The following is a 17297-nucleotide window of genomic DNA, read 5'->3' as shown; positions in this document are numbered from 1 at the left end:
TGGATACAGTATGCTTCCTTCAAAAGTCGTTCGTCATAAAGCAGGACGCTTTCTGCCTGTCATTCTTGCCGGGCTGATTTTAGCCGCATGTAGCGGTCAGGCGCCGCAAACCTCAACCGTCAATATTCAGGGGCCAGCCACCGCCAGCTCCGCTTACTATCTGCAGCAAGCGCAGCAAAGCAGCGATGATAGCAAGACCGACTGGCAATTACTCGCAATCCGCGCCCTGCTGAAGGAAGGAAAGTATCCCGAGGCCACTCAGCAACTGAGCCAGTTGCCGCAGCAGCTCTCTGAGACGCAGCAACAGGAATCTCTGCTGCTGAAAGCGCAGTTGTTGATTGCCCAGCAGAAATCCAAAGACGCTGAACCGCTGTTAGCAGCGGTAAAGACCAGCGCACTGTCGCAGGATCAGCTGGCGCGTTACTACAGCCTGCAAATTGCCAGCGCGCAGGGCCGCCCTTCACTCTCACTGCTGCGCAACTATATTGCTCAGGAACCGCTGCTGAAAGACGCCGATCATCAGACCAATATTGACGCTACCTGGCAGACCCTGACGCAGATGTCGCCACAGGAAGCCAGCAACCTGGTGATCAATGCCGACGAAAATGTGCTGCAGGGCTGGCTGGATCTGCTCGCGGTCTGGCGTGCTAATGCCCAGGATGCAGAAATGCTGAAGTCCGGCATCAAAGACTGGCAGACTCGCTATCCGCAGAACCCGGCGGCCAAAACGTTGCCGACGCAGCTGAGCCAGATGCAGAACTACACCAAAGCCTCTACCAGCATCATCGCGCTGCTGCTGCCGCTGAATGGCCAGGCACAGGTGTTCGCGAATGCCATCCAGAAAGGCTTTAACGACGCGAAGAACGGCGTATCCGCGCCGGTCGCACAGCCTGCGGCAGCAACTGCCCAGCCCGCCGCTGCGGATGCAACAGCCAGCGCGCAACCTGCCGCCGCTGCGGGATCGTCTGCCGATCCGATCAGCGCACCGCAGCAGTCTGCTACCACCACACCACAGCAACAGCAACAGCCTCAGTCACAGCCTCAATCTCAGCCTGCCGCCGCCGCACCGGCCAGCAACGCTCAGATCAAGGTCTATGACACCAGCAGCCAGCCGATTGAGCAGGTGATGCAGCAGGCACAGCAGGATGGCGCCACTATCGTGGTTGGCCCACTGCTGAAGAGCAACGTTGAGAAGGTCGCCAACAGCCAGACCCCCTTAAACGTGCTGGCGCTCAATGAGCCGGAAAAGATCCAGAACCATCCGAATATCTGCTACTTTGCGCTTTCTCCTGAAGACGAAGCACGCGATGCCGCGCACCATATCTGGGACCAGGGCAAACGTCAGCCGCTGCTGCTGGTTCCGCGCAGCGGCCTTGGCGATCGCGTGACAAACGCTTTTGCACAGGAGTGGCAGACGCTGGGTGGCAGCACCGTCATGCAGCAGCGCTTTGGCTCGACCGCTGAGCTGAAACAGGGCATTAACAGCGGCGCGGGCATCAGCCTGTCAGGTACGCCGGTCAATGCGGCACCTGCTGAGCCGCAGGGCGTTTCCATTGCGGGCCTGACCATTCCGGCACCGCAACAGAGCACGCCTGATGTGGTCAGCACCAGCAGCGGCGGTGGCATCGATGCGGTCTACATCGTCTCAACCCAGGATGAACTGCAGCTGATCAAACCGATGATCACCATGCGCACCGGCAGTCGCAGCAATATCTCGCTCTACGCCAGTTCGCGCAGCGCGCAGGCCGGCGCTGGCCCGGACTTCCGGTTAGAAATGGATGGCCTGCAGTTCAGCGATATTCCGCTGCTCTCCGGCAGCAATCCTGGCCTGATGCAGCAGACATCGAAGTCATTCAATAATGACTACTCGCTGGTACGCCTCTATGCCATGGGTATGGATGCCTGGACGCTGGCGAACCACTTTAACCAGATGCGCCAGTCACCTGGCTTCACGCTGGATGGCAATACCGGCAAGCTCAGCGCCGACACGGATTGTGTGATCAACAGGAAGTTGACATGGAACCAGTATCGCCGGGGCGAAATCGCACCGGCCAACTAAATCGCCGTCAGATTGGCGCCGGACATGAAGAAGATGCCCGGCGCTATCTGGAGCAGGCTGGCCTGATATGGGTCGCCAGTAATGTTCACTTTCGCAATGGTGAACTTGACCTGATTATGCGTGACGGGCACTGTTGGGTGTTTGTTGAAGTCCGCTACCGACGCGATGCGCGTTATGGTGGCGCGCTCGCCAGCGTAACCCGGAATAAACAACAAAAGCTGCTGCGCGCTGCCGCTCTCTGGCTGGCGCAACGCGGCGGCAGTTTTGAAACAGTGAATTGCCGTTTCGACATCATCGCCATTACCGGCACGGCGCTCGAGTGGCTGCCGAATGCCTTTAATGCAGACGTTTAGAACCAGGTGGTCGTGTGCAGGAAAGAATTAAAGCGTGTTTTACCGAAAGTATTCAGACTCAGATTGCCGCAGCCGAGGCGTTGCCCGATGCCATCTCCCGCGCGGCCATGACGCTGGTGCAGTCGTTATTGAATGGCAATAAAATCCTGAGCTGTGGCAACGGTGCCTCATCCGCCAATGCCCAGCACTTCGCCGCCAGCATGATCAATCGTTTCGAGACCGAACGCCCCAGCTTACCGGCGCTGGCGTTAAGTGCCGACAACGTGATGCTGACCGCGATTGGGAATGATCGTCTGCACGATGAGATCTATGCCAAGCAGGTACGCGCGCTGGGACACGCAGGTGATGTGTTACTGGCCATCTCGACCCGTGGCAACACCCGTGACATCGTTAAGGCCGTAGAAGCAGCGGTGACACGCGATATGACTATCGTTGCGCTTACCGGGTATGATGGCGGAGAGCTCGCCGGACTGCTGGGTCCGCAGGATGTGGAAATCCGCATTCCGTCGCACCGCAGCGCCCGTATTCAGGAGATGCATATGCTCACCGTGAATTGCTTATGCGATCTGATCGATAACACTCTCTTTCCCCATCAGGAATGACTGAAGGAGCACGAATGAAAGCATTGAATGCTATAGCTATTCTGTTAACCGCCATGCTACTGCAGGGCTGCGTGGCGGTCGTCGCTGGCGGCGCAGCTGTTGCCACCAAAACGGCCACGGATCCCCGCTCGGTGGGTACACAGGTTGATGACGGCACGCTGGAGCTACGCGTCACGAACGCGCTGGCAAAAGATCAGCAGATTAAAACCGATGCCCGCGTTGTCGCCACCGCCTATCAGGGCAAAGTGCTGCTGACCGGTCAGGCGCCTTCGCAGGAGATCGCCAATCGTGCCAAACAGATCACCATGGGCGTTGATGGCGCAACCGAGGTCTATAACGAGATCCGCATCGGCCAGAAAGTGACGCTGGGCACCACGTCGTCAGACACCTGGATTACCACCAAAATCCGCTCGCAGCTGTTGGGCAGCGATCAGGTGAAATCCTCCAACGTGAAGGTGACGACGGAGAATGGCGAAGTGTTCCTGCTGGGTCTGGTGACACAACAGGAAGCGCAGGCCGCGGCTGATGTCGCCAGCCGCGTCAGTGGCGTGAAGCACGTTACCACCGCCTTTACCATGCTGAAGTAACACGCTAAAACGCAAAAAGGCGGCTATGGCCGCCTTTTTTATTGCCCGATTTTCAGACCGGAATATCGATGACCAGCGCGCGGGTCGCGGTTTTCGCTTTCAGCTGCAACAGCTTCTCTTCCTGCAAAAACGCACCATCGCCACAGCCCAGCTTTTCCTGATGATCCGTGCCGGACATCGCCTCCAGCGAACCATGAATTGACTGCAGATAGGCGCGTGGCCCCTGTATCCGCAGCGAGTGCTGTTCGCCCGGCGCCAGCTCAACCTGATGAATCCACACCTGCTGACGCAACTGCAGACTGTCATCTATCCCATCCGGCGAGGCGATCAGCTGAGACAACCGGCCTTCCGTCAGGGCAATCTTTTGCATCCGCGGATTTTCGCGCTCAGGACAGGCTGACAGCCATAGCTGCATACGTGTCAGTGGACGATCTTTGCTCAGGTTAATTTCGGTGTAACTTACCCCCTGCTGGGCAGAGAGCAGCAGCGCCTCTCCTTCCCGCACGCTGATGGTGTTGCCTTCGCTGTCGCGGTATTCAGCTTCACCCTGCAGCACGATGTTCAGCACATCGACCTGAGGATAGGTACGCGGCTGAAAAGCCGCACCCGGTGCCAGTACTTCCTGGTTCAGAACACGCAGCGATGCGTAGCCCATCAGTTTGGGATCAAAATAGTGGCCAAAAGAGAAACTGTAACGCCCCTGCAACCAGCCGAAATCGGCCTGACCACATGCGGACGCACTGCGTGTCGTTATCATTATTTACCTCCGGCATCCGGTGACGAGGATCGGCCACGGACTTTATGCACCCATGGTAAAAGTCTGGACGCCGGATTGTTAGCCAGTTAATCTGCCCGGCATGTTCAAATTTCCTGACAGAGAAACGGGATGGCCAAAGAGCGTGCGTTAACCCTTGAATCTTTACGCGTTATGGATGCGATTGATCGACGTGGCAGTTTTGCAGCAGCAGCAGATGAACTGGGGCGTGTCCCTTCAGCCCTCAGCTACACCATGCAAAAGCTGGAAGAGGAGCTGGATGTGGTGCTGTTTGACCGCTCCGGTCACCGCACTAAATTTACCAACGTGGGACGCATGCTGCTGGAGCGTGGCCGGGTACTGCTGGAAGCGGCCGATAAGCTCACCACCGATGCGGAAGCGCTGGCGCGTGGCTGGGAAACCCATCTGACCATCGTTACTGAAGCGCTGGTGCCCATTGATGCACTGTTTCCGCTGGTGACAAAGCTGGCTGACAAAGCCAATACACAATTTTCGCTGGTTACCGAAGTATTGGCAGGCGCGTGGGAGCGGCTGGAACAGGGCCGTGCCGATATCGTGATCGCCCCCGATATGCACTTCCGTGCCTCCACCGAGATCAATACCCGTAAGCTCTACACCATGATGAGTGTTTACGTCGCCAGTGCTGACCACCCGATTCATAACGAGCCTGAACCTCAGTCTGAAGTGACGCGGGTGAAATACCGGGGCATTGCAGTGGCAGATACCGCGCGTGAGCGCCCGGTGCTGACCGTGCAGTTACTGGATAAACAGCAGCGCCTGACCGTAAGCAGCATGGATGATAAGCGCCGTGCCCTGCTGGCGGGGCTGGGTGTCGCAACCATGCCCTATTCACTGGTGGAGCAGGATATCGCGGAAGGCCGTCTGCGCGTGGTGAGTCCGGAATACACTCGCGAGGTTGATATTATTATGGCGTGGCGGCGCGACAGCATGGGCGAAGCCAAATCCTGGTGCCTGCGCGAGATCCCCCGCCTGCTGGCGAAGAAAAACTAAAAGCCTATGGCCGACTCAGGCAATCCATCGCCACCGCCCTGAAGCAGGTGAAATCGGTGCAGTCCCGCAGTCGGGTCATCGCCCTTTCACGCAGGAACGTCACAAACAGATCGTATATCGCCATCGCCTCTTCATATTCACTTTTGCTGATCGCCAGCAGGAAGATGACATAGGCGGTATCGTCTCCCCAGGGAATACCGTGTGGGGCCAGCACGGTATAGACCACGGTTTTCTTTGCCAGGAGTCCCAGCGAGTGCGGCAGCGCAATGCCTTCGCCCAGCATCGTGCTGACAATCGCTTCACGCTCTTCGACCGACGGATAGAACGCCTCATCCACAAACCCCTCCTCCTGCAGCTGATCGCTCAGCTGGCGAAACAGCTCAGACCGGGTTATTGGCTTGTCGACGATATGAAAGTGCTGGGCATCAAAAAATTTCGCCAACATATAGGGCCGGGTACGATCGACCAGCACCAGCTTGCCAATCTGCTCCAGCTGAAAACCGGTGGGAAACGGTGACATCACCACCACGGGTTTCTCTTTTTCGCTGAGCCGGATGGTTGAGATGACAAAATCTTCGTCAATGCGACTGCGCGCCTCATACTCGCGCTGTGACAGGCGGGCCGTGACCTGCAACTGCGGATATTTCCGCAGCAACATCGCTTCAATCATGCGCAGCGTGGAGTTACCGCTGTCGCACACCAGCAGCACCTGTGGATGACGCTGATAGCCCACGTCATAGTGGCGCTCCAGTCCGACACCAATATGCAGCACCAGAAAGCCAATCTCATTCTCGGTAATGACGTAAGGCGTATATTTTCCCCAGCTGGTCACCGCCGCCAGGGTGACATCATAGGCCATCGGATAGTGCTGCTTGATGTTGCTGAGCAGCGGGTTAGGGATGTGAATCTGATAGCGCACCCGGGTAATCATGGTTTTGATGTGGGTAAGCAGATCGGCTCGCAGCTGTTGATCGTTTTGCAGATTGAAGTTGTAGTGCGTGTTGATAAAGCTGAGCAGGTAATCCACCAGCGCGTCGGCGTCATCGGCATTGATGGCGCTGGGAGCGATCGCCTGAATGCGCCGCGCGGCAATGTTAACCCGCAGCCAGTTTTCTTCAGCGGGTGAAATTGGTTTGCTGACCAGGGGACGCATCAGATTAATCAGCTGATGTGCCGCTTCACGCACCTCATCGCCAATCTCCTCAGCACCGGGATCGTTAAGCGGATAACCTTCGCTGATGCGACGCACAGCAACGGCGCAATAGAGCCGCAGATAGCGCTCGCCCTCATCACTGAGGCGAATGTTGTGCTGCGCAAAACAGCTTTGCAGCAGCGGACGCAGCGTCTCCAGCATGCCGCTGTTCAGCGCTTCAATAGTCAGCAGCGGACTCTCTGGCATCGCCTGATCGATTTGCCATAACAGGTCGGTGAGACAGGTCCGAATCGCCACTTCGCTGCCAAATAGCTTCATGCCGTAGTGCGGTTTACTCTCAATGGTGAGGTGATAGCGACCCAGCCACTCGCGCACCTCGGCCATATCGTTCTGCAGGGTCGCGCGGCTGACAAACCACTCTTCCGCCAGCTCTTCAAGTTTCAGTGAATAGGCAGCGGTAAGAAAACGGGTCAGGAGGTAGCGAACCCGGTCCTGCGAGGTACGCGGCACCCGCAGCGGCGACGCGGTATGCTGCTGCAGATGCTGAAAGCGCTGAGCATCCTCGATCTTCAGCTGATAACCTGCGCCACGGCTCAGGATAAACTGCGCACCATGATCTGCCAGCAGCGCATTCAGCGCCGTAATATCGGTACGCACGGTGCGTGTCGAGACGGCAAAACGCCGCGCCAGCTCATCCTGAGGCAGCGTTTCGTTTTGCAGGGCATCGAACAGTTGCGCAAGGCGCTGATTGGGAAATCTCACAAGCGTTACCTGTTTGCTGACAGAGAGTGAAAACTTCAGCCTACGGCGTTCGTCACGCAACGTCCATGCTGCACGATCTGCCTGTCAAAGGCAGATCGTGTCGATCACCGGGCCAGTACTGTTTTACAGATGGCCAGCAGCTGCTTCACATCGTCAATGCGGGTCTCTCCGCTGGCTTTGTCAATGATCGAACTGTAGACGTGCGGGATCACTTTGCTGACGCCCGCGTCCAGCGCAATGCGCATGATCTCGCCGACGTTTTCCAGATCGATGCCGCCGGTGGGCTCCAGCCAGAAATCCTGTTTTGCACAGGCTTCCGCCACAGCGCGGTACTCATCCACCGCCTGCAGACCGCCCATCGGGAAATATTTCACCGAGCTGCCGCCCATATCCTGCAGCATCGCAATCGCCGTTTCGATGGACACAATCCCATCCTGCCGTTTTGCGCTGCGCGGTCCGGTAGAAATTTTTACCTGACCTGGCGTGCCGGTTGGCGAGACCAGACCGTTCACAATAGTCTGTGACTGACCCAACAGCGCACGACTGGTGGCGACACCGGTAAAGACCTGATTCACATGCTGCGGTTGCAGCACCGCCGAAATCTCACTGACCATCTGTGACTGATTTGGATCGCCCGCGCCCAAGCCCACCGAGAGTGCATTATCGATCAGCGCAGCATATTCACGCATATCAGCGATAGCGGCGTCATTGCTGGTGTAGTTTTTTGACAGCACGCCGACCAGCACGTGCCCTTCTGCTGCCTGCCAGATAGCGCGCGCATTCTCTTTTGATCCCGCAAGGACGTTAAGGCAGAGACGATCCTGATAAAAATTAGGTGTCAGCGTCATGCGTGTTTCTCCCCGTTTAACAGTGCCTGAATGCGGGTAAAAATAGTGTGCAGTTGATCGGCGCTGACGCTGCGCACATCCGCTTCAATGATTCCTTCGTTGGCTTTATAGCCGCGGAAATAGATCGCTATATCGCCCTTTTTCAGCGCCTGCACCAGATCGCCGGTGCGTTGCTGGATCGCGGCTTCATCGAACTTAATTTCAGCGCGGGCGATATCGCGTCCGGCACTGTCCCACACGACGCGGGCTGTCACGCCGTTCAGGCTGTTAAGCTGTTCAATAAACGGCGTCATTTTTTCCACCATCTGCGCGCCGCTGATTTTTGGCTGTGACAGATAATTTTCAATCGCCTGGGTCAGCCCCAGAATCCCCTCTTTGCCCACTTTCATTGCGCGGCCAATGCCGTTGGTCTGGCGTTTGACCCACTCAACGTAGTGGTGTCTGCCAATCACCAGCCCGCTGGTCGGCCCTTCAATCGCTTTTGCGCCGCTGTAGATCACCAGATCGGCGCCCGCCTGGTAGTAGCATTGCAAATCCTCTTCTGCTGCCGCATCGACGATAAGCGGGAGGCCATGCTCACGCGCAACCGTCGCGGCCTGCGCCACATCAAGATGGCTCTTCTGTACGCAGTGGTGCGATTTCACATAGAGGATCGCCGCCGTCTGTGGCGTGATCGCCGCCGCCAGCTGGGCAGGTGAGCATTCGTTGCTGTAACCCGCTTCCACCAGTTGCCCGCCACCCAGCGCCACCATGCTGCCGACCGGCGCGCCATAGTTCACGTTGTGCCCTTTCGGCACCACAATCTGGTGCGGAACGGTCAGCGGCGCGGCGTGCAGGTTATCCACCAGCCAGTCGTTGTCTTTTACAATCACCGCCGCCACGCACTGGGCGATTCCGGCCGAGGCGCAGGAGACCACCAGCGCGTTCTCCACTTTCAGCAGACCGGCGATATACGCACCGGTCTTATCCACCAGATCTTTCATTTCGAAGTAGTGATCGAGGCCATACTTCACCGTATCGACCACGTCACTCGATGGGGTCGATACGCCGAGGATCGTCATACGGCCAGAGGCGTTAATCACCGGCTTCAGGCCATACTTTTCATAAACCGAGGTCATGCGCTATTCCTTCTTCAGTGGCGATCCACGTACCAGCGACCACCGCCGCCAGCGGAACCAGTTGCTTCTCACCGGCGACCTCTTCACCTTCGGAATCGATAAAGGGCCGGGTTTCCTCTTTGATGCTAAAAACAGTCAGATCGGCGTCGTAGCCGACTTTCAGCTGGCCTTTACGCAGCAGGCGCAATCCGGCGGCCGCGTTTATCGTCACGCAGTCGATGACCTGCGGCAACGTCATGCCGACGCTGAAAAATTTCGACATCACATGCGCCAGGCTGTGAACCGGCCCGGCCAGACGATTGCGGCAGTAAATGTCAGAGCTGATGGTGTCGGGCAGAATGCCCTGCGCAATCGCCACCCGGGCGACCTCAAAGCTGAAGCTGGCGCTGCCGTGGCCGACATCAAGTTTTACGCCGCGCGCAATGGCATGTTTAACCGCTGCTTTGAGTTCACCCTGCGGCGTCAGAATGCGGTTGGGTTTGCCATTAAAGCAGTGCGTGATGATGTCGCCCGTGGTGAGCAGATCGGCAATCTGGTCAAGATTGGGCGGATTATTGCCAATATGAACCATCAGTGGCAGACCGCCGCTCGCCTGTTGAATAGCCTTCGCTTTTATCAGTGGCTGGACGCCGTTCTGACCGACCACGCTGCTGCTGATGCGCGTCTTAAGGCCGACGATAAAATCCGGCAGTCGCGCTACAGCCTGCTTCACCGCCTCCCCGTCGATCTGCGTCATGTCGGCCAGCTCATTCTGAGTGACGATGCCGGTGCGGGCGATATTAATCAGCGCATACACCTGGGTCTGTGCTGCGCGCGTCAGCTGGTAGAAATCATCGATGTGCTCTGCGCCGGTGCTGCCTGCATCGACCACCGTGGTGACACCGTGCGCTACGCCAATCGCGTCCGCTTCATCATGATAAAGGGGAGATTTGGGATAGCAGTGAACGTGGGAGTCGATCCAGCCCGCACTGAGGTAGAAGCGAGCCGCCAGATCGCGCTCGCGCCGTGCCCTGCCCTGCACGTTGCCCACGGCGGCGATGCGGCCATCCTGCAGCGCAATGTCGACCACCTGCTCATCGCTAAGGCGCGCATTGCGGATAATCAAGTCGTACATGGTTTCTCCTTAACGGCAGCCCGCTGCCGGGCTGCCGGTGAGATCAGAGAGCAATCGGGAACAGTGCACCCAGGATCATCGCGCCGAGAATCGCACCGCCGGTGATCGGCTTGTTCCAGAGATAGAACAGCAGCGCACCCAGCAGCGAACCCAGACCAATCGGAATCGAGGCCGCCATGGCGGACAGGATAATCAGCGGACCCAGAAAGCGCCCTGAGGCATTACCGGCTCCCATCATCACGTCTGCGCCGTAGGTGGAGTCGCTCTGATTGATGGTGAATTTACGCGCCAGAATAATCAGGTAGCCAATCGCCACACCAATCACCAGGCCCGTCACCAGCGAGGCCGCAAAATTCGCTACCGGAAAGACGATGCCCGCGCCCAGCAGCAGTGCCGGCACGCCCAGGCCGACGCCGGTCTGAATCGCCCCGCCGATATCCAGAATGCCCACCAGTGAACCTTCAATAATGCGGGCAAACAGGAAACTGGCACCAAAAGCGGCGACTGCGCCGTAGACGCCGGTCTCCATGCCTGCGCGCAGCATCGACACAAATGCCACTTCGTTGAACGCGCCGATGCCGTAGAGGTAATACATGTGCGTCCCGGCAAAGACACCCGAGGAGAGCAGGCCAACAAAGATCGGGAAAGACCAGTCGGCATACCAGAAGCCTTTATTTTCGTTCATCGCATCGCCTCTTATTTGCCGCTGACTGAGTTGTGGATCATGTCGAGCCAGCCGGGAATGCCGAGCTGGAAGGACTGCAGCAGCTTCATATCGAAACCACGGAAGAAGCCGCTCAGCACAAACAGCAGCACGATAGCGGTCATCATCACTTTGGTAACCCGATTCCAGCCGCTCTCTTCCACCCCTTTGCCGATCAGAATACCCAGCACCAGCCCAGGCACGGCGTTGCCCATGATTAGCTGTGCCAGACCGCCAAAAATGGTGGCCCAGAAGCCTGACTTTTTACCTGCGTCGATTGCTGCCAGCCAGAAGATTACCGGCATCACCGTGTTCACCAGCAGGTTAGCGGCGGGCACCAGCACTTTGACTGCGGTAACCTGCAGCGCAGCGGGAACAGCTGACGCGGTAGAGTTGAGAAAGGCAACGACGATCATGCCGATAATGCCGCAGGCGATGGCCATTTTTTTCGGGTCGTGCAGCGTCTCTGCCACATTACGATTCTTCACCATCAGCGCGGCCGCGCCCCAGTTTGGGATGATGCGGTGATCGACATCCTGCGTGAATGAACCGGCTGCAACCGACGATGCCCAGGCATTGAAAAAGAAGCCAAGACCAAAGGAGAAATGAGAGGCCGGATCGCCTTCGCACGAGTTCAGCTCGCCCAGCGTACGAAAGGCGCCCATGCCCTGGGTGGTGGGCGCGTGGAACATGCGTGCAGCACCCGCCCCCACACCCACACCGACCAGTCCGCCAATGATCAACGACTTAAACAAAATGATTAAAAACATGTTGTTGTACCTTGTTGTCGTTTTTACCCATCCTGCCTCAGCGCCCGCGTCGCTCCGGTCTTAGCGTCGCGCTATCGCGACAGCTGAGATTCGGTTCAGTAGCGGGCTGATGTAAACAGGTTCTGTTTTACGATGCCGCCGTAAACGTCACCCGTTCGGTGTCGAAAACGGTGACGCTGACAGTGATCTCCAGGGTGACGCTGAAGCTTCGCCGCTGACGTGCCAGAAAGAAGAAGAGAAACTTCTCGGTTTTGACGCTCTCCTGCGCGCACAGCACCCGGACATCCTGCGGTTCGATGCGCAGCAGAATTTTTTGCGTCGCGCGCAGAACCTGGTTTTGCACCCGACTCAGCGCGTCTGCAAAGGCTTTCGCTTTGGTATCGCCTTTGCCTTCGACCGTCACCTGAGTAACGTATTGTTCTTTCATAATCAGCTGCCGTGCTTCTTGTTCCAGGCCTGCACCAGCCGCTCGCCTAACTCTTCTTTATCCATGAAACCAAAACCCAGTACCGTGGCACCTTCATTAATGGCGGTGACGCCCTCATCGATAGAGCGCATACCATGCTTTGCTTTGTAGCCATATTTGTTCTGGGCGGTAATGGCGCCAGCGCCGCCGCTGCCGCAGAAGGAGATACCGAAATCGGCATTTTCTGCCTTCATCACGTCACCCAGTTTCATATCAGCCGCCACACCGGGTACCACAACAGCACGGCCACCTGCTTTTTCGATGCCAATAGCCACTTTCTGGCCTTTACCTAAACGATCGCCAATCACTACTGTTACCATGTTGTCTTCCTCTCTAGTTGTTGGATCGCGCGACTTCAATATGCACTGACAGCAGCCAGGCCTCTTCCCGGGGCAGATTGCCAAACAGATCGACCACCTGCTGCGCCAGTGCCACGGTTTCCGGTGGAATATCTTCAAACAGCTCCGCTTCCACGTCCGGCAGCGGCTCTCCGCTCAGCGAGCGTGACGCCATGGCGCCGACATGGGATTGCAGCATCTGCTGCTGGACCGCGTTGGGCTGAATGCCATGCTGCTGATAGAGCGCCGCAATCTGCGTCATTACGCTGTCAGCCAGTTGCTGCACTTTCTCCGGTGACGCTTCATACACCGGGACGCCCTTATTGCTCACCTTGCTACTCCTGTTAAATCGGATAATTCGCGTTAAAAATAAATTAACGGTCATCACCCCGACTGTGGAGAGGCAACATTTCCAGCAGTAAGTGGAAATTGACGTGAAGGTTGTGCGTCAGATCGCAGCCTGCACGCTTTGTGCGACAGGCGTCGCATAATGCGCAAAATGCGGGTTTTAACAGGTAAAGACGACGATGTTGTGCGGCGACAGGCGCGTTGCAAGAGGCTTTACGGCGCGGTAATAAGCAGAAGTGATGGTAAAAATCGCCGGTCAGGGTGACCGGCGATCTGATTAACGGAATTTCTTATGGTTGGTATTGCGGATGTCATCAAATTTAGCAGCTTCGCGCTTAGCGCCATCCACGTTGTTGGCTTTCGCCAGTGCACTGACCACGTCGATCTGCGCAATCAGCGAATCGAGGCCCGCCTGATAATCTTTGACCTGCGCGCTGTCAGCAGGCTGACCTTCCAGCTTATCCGGCGTTGATTTTTTGGCATCCTGCGCCGCGGCACGCATTTTGGTTAACGCCTGCTGCATCTCCTGAGCATTGTCACTTTTCTTGACGATTTTCAGGTTCGCATTCAGCGTGTCCATATCCTTTTCCAGATCCGCCGCATAGAGGCTGACGCTGGAGAACAACAGAGAAGCCGACAACATTGCAATCACATGCTTACGCATCATTATTTCCTTTTTATTGTGATGAAAAAAAAGCAGCCTGCAGGCTGCTTCAGAAATCCATCTTATTGTCCCGCTATTTTCATCTCAGGCAGTAACACGGAACCGCACTGGATATTACTGCGGGTTTCAATATCGTCACCAATGGTCACCATGTTGCGCCACATCTCTTTGAGATTTCCGGCGATAGTGACTTCGCTGACCGGGTACTGAATAACGCCATTCTCGACCCAGAAACCGGCTGCACCGCGTGAGTAGTCCCCAGTAATGGCGCTGACGCCCTGGCCCATCAGTTCAGTCACCACTAATCCGGTGCCCATCTGCTTCAGCAGTTCGTCAAAGCTGTGGCCCTGGCCCGCAATGCGCCAGTTATGGATGCCACCAGCATGACCGGTGCTGGTCAGGCCCAGTTTACGGGCTGAATAGCTGGTCAACAGCCAGGTCTGCAGCACACCATTTTTGATGATGTCGCGCGCCTGAGTCCGCACCCCTTCGCTGTCGAATGGCGTGGAGGCGAGCCCTTTCAGCAGATGCGGCTGCTCATTAATAGTGAGCCACTCCGGCAGGATCTGCTGCCCCATGGAATCCAGCAGGAAGGTCGATTTACGGTACACGCTGCCACCGCTGATCGCGCCCACCAGATGACCAAACAAGCCGGTCGCCACTTCAGAAGCAAAAATCACCGGGGCTTTCATGGTCGGCAGTTTACGCGGAGCCAGACGGGAGAGCGTACGGCGTGCGCACTCTGCACCCACCCACTCCGGGCTTTTCAGATCCTCAAACGCACGGCCAATGGTATAGGCGTAATCACGCTCCATATTGCCATCCTGCTCGGCAATGACGCTGCTGGAGAGCGAGTGGCGGCTTGAGCAATAGCTCTGCAACATACCGTGGCTGTTGCCAAAGACTTTGATGCCGACGTGGCTATTGAAACTGCCCCCTTCGGTGTTCGTAATACGCTTGTCTGCACGCAGCGACGCCTGCTCCGCCTGTGCCGCCAGTTCAATGGCGCGGTCGGCGTCAATCTCCCACGGATGGTAGAGATCCAGGTCCGGCGCATCATACGCGAGTAACTCCGCGTCAGCCGGGCCAGCAAACGGATCGGGCGACGTGTAGCGCGCAATATCAATCGCCGCCTGCACGGTGCGTTTGATGGCGTCCGGACTGAGGTCGGTCGATGAGGCGCTGCCTTTACGATTCTGATGATAGACGATGATGCCCAGCGCACCATCGCTGTTGAATTCGACGTTTTCCACTTCGCCATAGCGGGTGCTGACCCCGATGCCGGTAGTTTTACTTACTGCCACTTCCGCGCTGTCAGTGCTTGCTTTAGCCAGTTCAAGTGCCTGCGCAATGGCCTGCTCCAGGACTTTTCGCTGTTCTGCAACCTGAGTAGATACGTTCATCGACCTGCCCATAATCTTATGTGTGAATGATTTGAGTCTATCAGAGTCAGAGAACAATTTCGCAGTCACCCGATAAACTGGTACGATTAGCCTCTTTTTTTTGGGAGCCCGGAAATGACCAAACAGCCCGATGAGTGGCTCGACGATGTGCCAGATAATGACGAAGAAGAAGATGAAGAGATTATCTGGGTCAGTAAGAGTGAAATTAAACGCGATGCAGAAGAGTTAAAGCGCCTGGGTGCCGAACTGGTTGATCTGGGTAAAAACTCGCTGGATAAAATCCCGCTGGATGAGCGCCTGCGTAACGAAGTTGAACTGGCGCAGCGCATTAAGAAAGAGGGTCGCCGCCGTCAGCTGCAGCTGATCGGTAAACTGCTGCGCAGTATAGATGTGGAGCCGATTCGTGTTGCGCTGGACAAGCTCAATAATCGCCACAATCAGCAGGTTGCACTGTTCCATAAACTGGAAATGTTGCGCGATCGTCTGATTGAGCAGGGCGATGAGGCGATGGGCGATGTGATCGCGCTCTATCCCGAAGCCGATCGTCAGCAGTTACGCAGCATGATTCGTAACGCGCAGAAAGAGAAAGCGGGCAATAAGCCGCCGAAGTCTGCACGTCAGATTTTCCAGTATCTGCGCGAGCTGGCCGAAGCGAAGTAATGCCATGGCAGACGTGCTCAGACGGCGCACGGCCAGGGCAGGAAGTCTGAGCGGATTTGTAACGGCAAGAGATGAAAGGATTTACCAGGATTTTCCTGCAAAATAAGCGCCCTGTCGGGCGCCTGTCATATCAGGCCAGCCTGTCCAGCAGCTTCTGATGAATACCGCCGAACCCGCCGTTGCTCATGACCAGAATCGTGTCGCCTGGCTGAGCGGCTTTGACCACCATTTCGACCAGGGTATCGATATCCGCACTCCAGTGCGCAGGCGGTATACACGCTTCTGCCACGTCTGAAACCTGCCACGGAATATGGTGAGGCTGGAACAGGAAGACCTCATCAGCCCGCGCCAGAGACGGGGCCAGATCGTTTTTGCTGACGCCCATCTTCATCGTGTTGGAGCGTGGCTCCAGTACCGCCAGGATACGTGCTCTGCCGCCCACTTTACTGCGCAGCGCAGCCAGTGTTGCCAGAATCGCGGTCGGATGATGCGCGAAGTCATCATAGACTTTGATGCTGTTCACTTCACCGCGCAGCTCCAGCCGGCGACGTGCATTGATAAAGGTGTTCAGCGCCTGGCCTGCATCTTCCGGCTTCACACCGACATGCCGCGCGGCCGCAATCGCCATCAGGCCATTGTGCATGTTGTGTTCGCCAACCAGGCCCCAGTTCACTTCCCCGACTTTTTCGCCGTCGAGCCAGATTTCCCAGTGAGAGGCATCGTTGGTCAGCTTCTTCGCCTGCCAGCGCCCGTGCTCGCCAACGCTCTCCTGCTCACTCCAGCAGCCCATCGCCATCACCTGTTTGAGGTTAGGATCATGTTCCGGCAGCAGGATCTTGCCCTGACCCGGCACGATCCGCACCAGATGGTGGAACTGCTTCTGGATCGCCCGCAGATCATCAAAGATGTCGGCATGATCAAACTCAAGGTTGTTGAGGATCAGGGTACGCGGACAGTAATGGACGAACTTGGAACGCTTGTCGAAAAACGCGCAGTCATACTCATCCGCTTCAATGACGAAGAATGGACTTTTTCCTAATTTTGCTGAGACATCGAAGTTTCCTGGTACACCACCAATAATGAAGCCGGGTTCAAGGCCGCATGCCTCGAGAATCCACGCTGCCATGCCTGCTGTGGTGGTTTTACCGTGGGTTCCGGCCACTGCCAGTACCCAGCGATCGCGCAGCACAAAATCGTGCAGCCACTGTGGGCCAGAGAGGTAGGGAATGTTGCGTTCCAGTACGGCTTCCACGCAAGGATTACCCCGCGTCATCGCATTGCCGATGATGACTAAGTCAGGCATCGGATCCAGCTGACTTGCGTCATAACCTTCCGTTAATTCAATGCCTTGCTGTTCGAGCAGGGTACTCATTGGCGGATAAACGTTGGCGTCTGAACCGGTCACCTGATGACCAAGTGAACGTGCCAGCATCGCCAGACCGCCCATAAAAGTGCCACAAATCCCGAGGATGTGAATGCGCATAACATGATCCATTACTCAAAAGTTCGGCGCACAGTGTAACGCCGCTCGCAGACGGAAGAAACGGATTAGGACTATGGTTT

The 17297-nt window shown here is 56.7% G+C and carries 19 protein-coding genes; 6 read left to right on the top strand and 13 right to left on the bottom strand.

The window, feature by feature from the left end; genetic code table 11:
• Nucleotides 1-10 precede the first annotated feature (10 nt).
• The 4 genes from KTJ90_RS02805 to dolP are packed head-to-tail and all read left to right on the top strand — an operon-like array spanning nucleotide 11 to nucleotide 3601.
• Nucleotides 11-2059, top strand: a complete 2049-nt coding sequence (locus tag KTJ90_RS02805) for a penicillin-binding protein activator (protein WP_039659407.1) — start codon at nucleotides 11-13, stop codon at nucleotides 2057-2059.
• Entirely contained in the window at nucleotides 2017-2412 is a 396-nt protein-coding gene (locus KTJ90_RS02800; protein ID WP_003855539.1) for a YraN family protein, read from the top strand. The genes KTJ90_RS02805 and KTJ90_RS02800 overlap by 43 nt, the downstream gene beginning before the upstream one ends.
• A gap of 14 nt (nucleotides 2413-2426) precedes the next feature.
• On the top strand, nucleotides 2427-3014 hold the full coding sequence (diaA, locus tag KTJ90_RS02795) for a DnaA initiator-associating protein DiaA (RefSeq protein WP_003855538.1): 588 nt from the start codon (nucleotides 2427-2429) through the stop codon (nucleotides 3012-3014).
• A 14-nt stretch (nucleotides 3015-3028) separates the two neighbouring features.
• Nucleotides 3029-3601, top strand: a complete 573-nt coding sequence (gene dolP / locus KTJ90_RS02790) for a division/outer membrane stress-associated lipid-binding lipoprotein (protein ID WP_008925774.1) — start codon at nucleotides 3029-3031, stop codon at nucleotides 3599-3601.
• Between the two features lie 52 nt (nucleotides 3602-3653).
• Here the strand turns inward: dolP and KTJ90_RS02785 are convergent, their stop codons facing one another.
• On the bottom strand, nucleotides 3654-4358 hold the full coding sequence (locus tag KTJ90_RS02785) for a pirin family protein (protein WP_003855536.1): 705 nt from the start codon (nucleotides 4356-4358) through the stop codon (nucleotides 3654-3656).
• A 129-nt stretch (nucleotides 4359-4487) separates the two neighbouring features.
• On the opposite strand from KTJ90_RS02785, the gene KTJ90_RS02780 reads away from it, so the two are divergent.
• Entirely contained in the window at nucleotides 4488-5387 is a 900-nt protein-coding gene (locus tag KTJ90_RS02780; RefSeq protein ID WP_003855535.1) for a LysR family transcriptional regulator, read from the top strand.
• A 4-nt stretch (nucleotides 5388-5391) separates the two neighbouring features.
• On the opposite strand, the gene KTJ90_RS02775 is transcribed toward KTJ90_RS02780, so the two are convergent.
• The 11 genes from KTJ90_RS02775 to pmbA all read right to left on the bottom strand — a co-directional run bounded on the left by KTJ90_RS02775 (nucleotide 5392) and on the right by pmbA (nucleotide 15074).
• Nucleotides 5392-7302 carry a BglG family transcription antiterminator gene (locus KTJ90_RS02775; RefSeq protein WP_008925775.1) on the bottom strand — a complete coding sequence of 637 codons (1911 nt, stop codon included), beginning with the start codon at nucleotides 7300-7302 and terminating at the stop codon, nucleotides 5392-5394.
• 104 nt (nucleotides 7303-7406) lie between these two features.
• The gene (gene dagF, locus KTJ90_RS02770; RefSeq protein WP_039659409.1) at nucleotides 7407-8150 is read right to left on the bottom strand and encodes a 2-dehydro-3-deoxy-phosphogluconate aldolase; all 744 of its coding nucleotides are present in this window, start codon (nucleotides 8148-8150) and stop codon (nucleotides 7407-7409) included.
• Complete coding sequence (locus KTJ90_RS02765; RefSeq protein ID WP_039659410.1) at nucleotides 8147-9268, bottom strand: DgaE family pyridoxal phosphate-dependent ammonia lyase; 1122 nt, start codon at nucleotides 9266-9268, stop codon at nucleotides 8147-8149. The genes dagF and KTJ90_RS02765 overlap by 4 nt, the downstream gene beginning before the upstream one ends.
• Nucleotides 9252-10382 (bottom strand): amidohydrolase/deacetylase family metallohydrolase, encoded by a 1131-nt coding sequence (locus KTJ90_RS02760; RefSeq protein ID WP_499025915.1) that lies wholly within the window; start codon nucleotides 10380-10382, stop codon nucleotides 9252-9254. The genes KTJ90_RS02765 and KTJ90_RS02760 overlap by 17 nt, the downstream gene beginning before the upstream one ends.
• Nucleotides 10383-10425: 43 nt before the next feature.
• Entirely contained in the window at nucleotides 10426-11067 is a 642-nt protein-coding gene (locus KTJ90_RS02755) for a DUF4310 family protein (protein WP_008925779.1), read from the bottom strand.
• An 11-nt stretch (nucleotides 11068-11078) separates the two neighbouring features.
• Complete coding sequence (locus KTJ90_RS02750; RefSeq protein WP_008925780.1) at nucleotides 11079-11855, bottom strand: DUF4311 domain-containing protein; 777 nt, start codon at nucleotides 11853-11855, stop codon at nucleotides 11079-11081.
• 127 nt (nucleotides 11856-11982) lie between these two features.
• Complete coding sequence (locus KTJ90_RS02745; RefSeq protein ID WP_003855530.1) at nucleotides 11983-12282, bottom strand: DUF4312 family protein; 300 nt, start codon at nucleotides 12280-12282, stop codon at nucleotides 11983-11985.
• Between the two features lie 2 nt (nucleotides 12283-12284).
• Entirely contained in the window at nucleotides 12285-12641 is a 357-nt protein-coding gene (locus tag KTJ90_RS02740) for an SFCGS family glycine-rich protein (RefSeq protein WP_003855529.1), read from the bottom strand.
• A gap of 13 nt (nucleotides 12642-12654) precedes the next feature.
• The gene (locus KTJ90_RS02735; protein ID WP_003855528.1) at nucleotides 12655-12990 is read right to left on the bottom strand and encodes a glycine dehydrogenase; all 336 of its coding nucleotides are present in this window, start codon (nucleotides 12988-12990) and stop codon (nucleotides 12655-12657) included.
• Between the two features lie 294 nt (nucleotides 12991-13284).
• On the bottom strand, nucleotides 13285-13671 hold the full coding sequence (gene cybC, locus KTJ90_RS02730) for a cytochrome b562 (RefSeq protein WP_003855527.1): 387 nt from the start codon (nucleotides 13669-13671) through the stop codon (nucleotides 13285-13287).
• 62 nt (nucleotides 13672-13733) lie between these two features.
• Complete coding sequence (pmbA, locus tag KTJ90_RS02725) at nucleotides 13734-15074, bottom strand: metalloprotease PmbA (protein WP_499025914.1); 1341 nt, start codon at nucleotides 15072-15074, stop codon at nucleotides 13734-13736.
• Between the two features lie 114 nt (nucleotides 15075-15188).
• On the opposite strand from pmbA, the gene yjgA reads away from it, so the two are divergent.
• Complete coding sequence (gene yjgA, locus KTJ90_RS02720) at nucleotides 15189-15734, top strand: ribosome biogenesis factor YjgA (protein WP_003855525.1); 546 nt, start codon at nucleotides 15189-15191, stop codon at nucleotides 15732-15734.
• A gap of 130 nt (nucleotides 15735-15864) precedes the next feature.
• On the opposite strand, the gene mpl is transcribed toward yjgA, so the two are convergent.
• The gene (mpl, locus tag KTJ90_RS02715) at nucleotides 15865-17217 is read right to left on the bottom strand and encodes a UDP-N-acetylmuramate:L-alanyl-gamma-D-glutamyl-meso-diaminopimelate ligase (RefSeq protein ID WP_003855524.1); all 1353 of its coding nucleotides are present in this window, start codon (nucleotides 17215-17217) and stop codon (nucleotides 15865-15867) included.
• Between the last annotated feature and the right edge of the window lie 80 nt (nucleotides 17218-17297).

It is taken from the genome of Pantoea jilinensis (genome assembly GCF_019104105.1).
GTDB lineage: Bacteria > Pseudomonadota > Gammaproteobacteria > Enterobacterales > Enterobacteriaceae > Pantoea > Pantoea eucalypti.
Note: the sequence above shows the minus strand (reverse complement) of the source record. Positions and strands in the feature narration are given on the sequence as shown.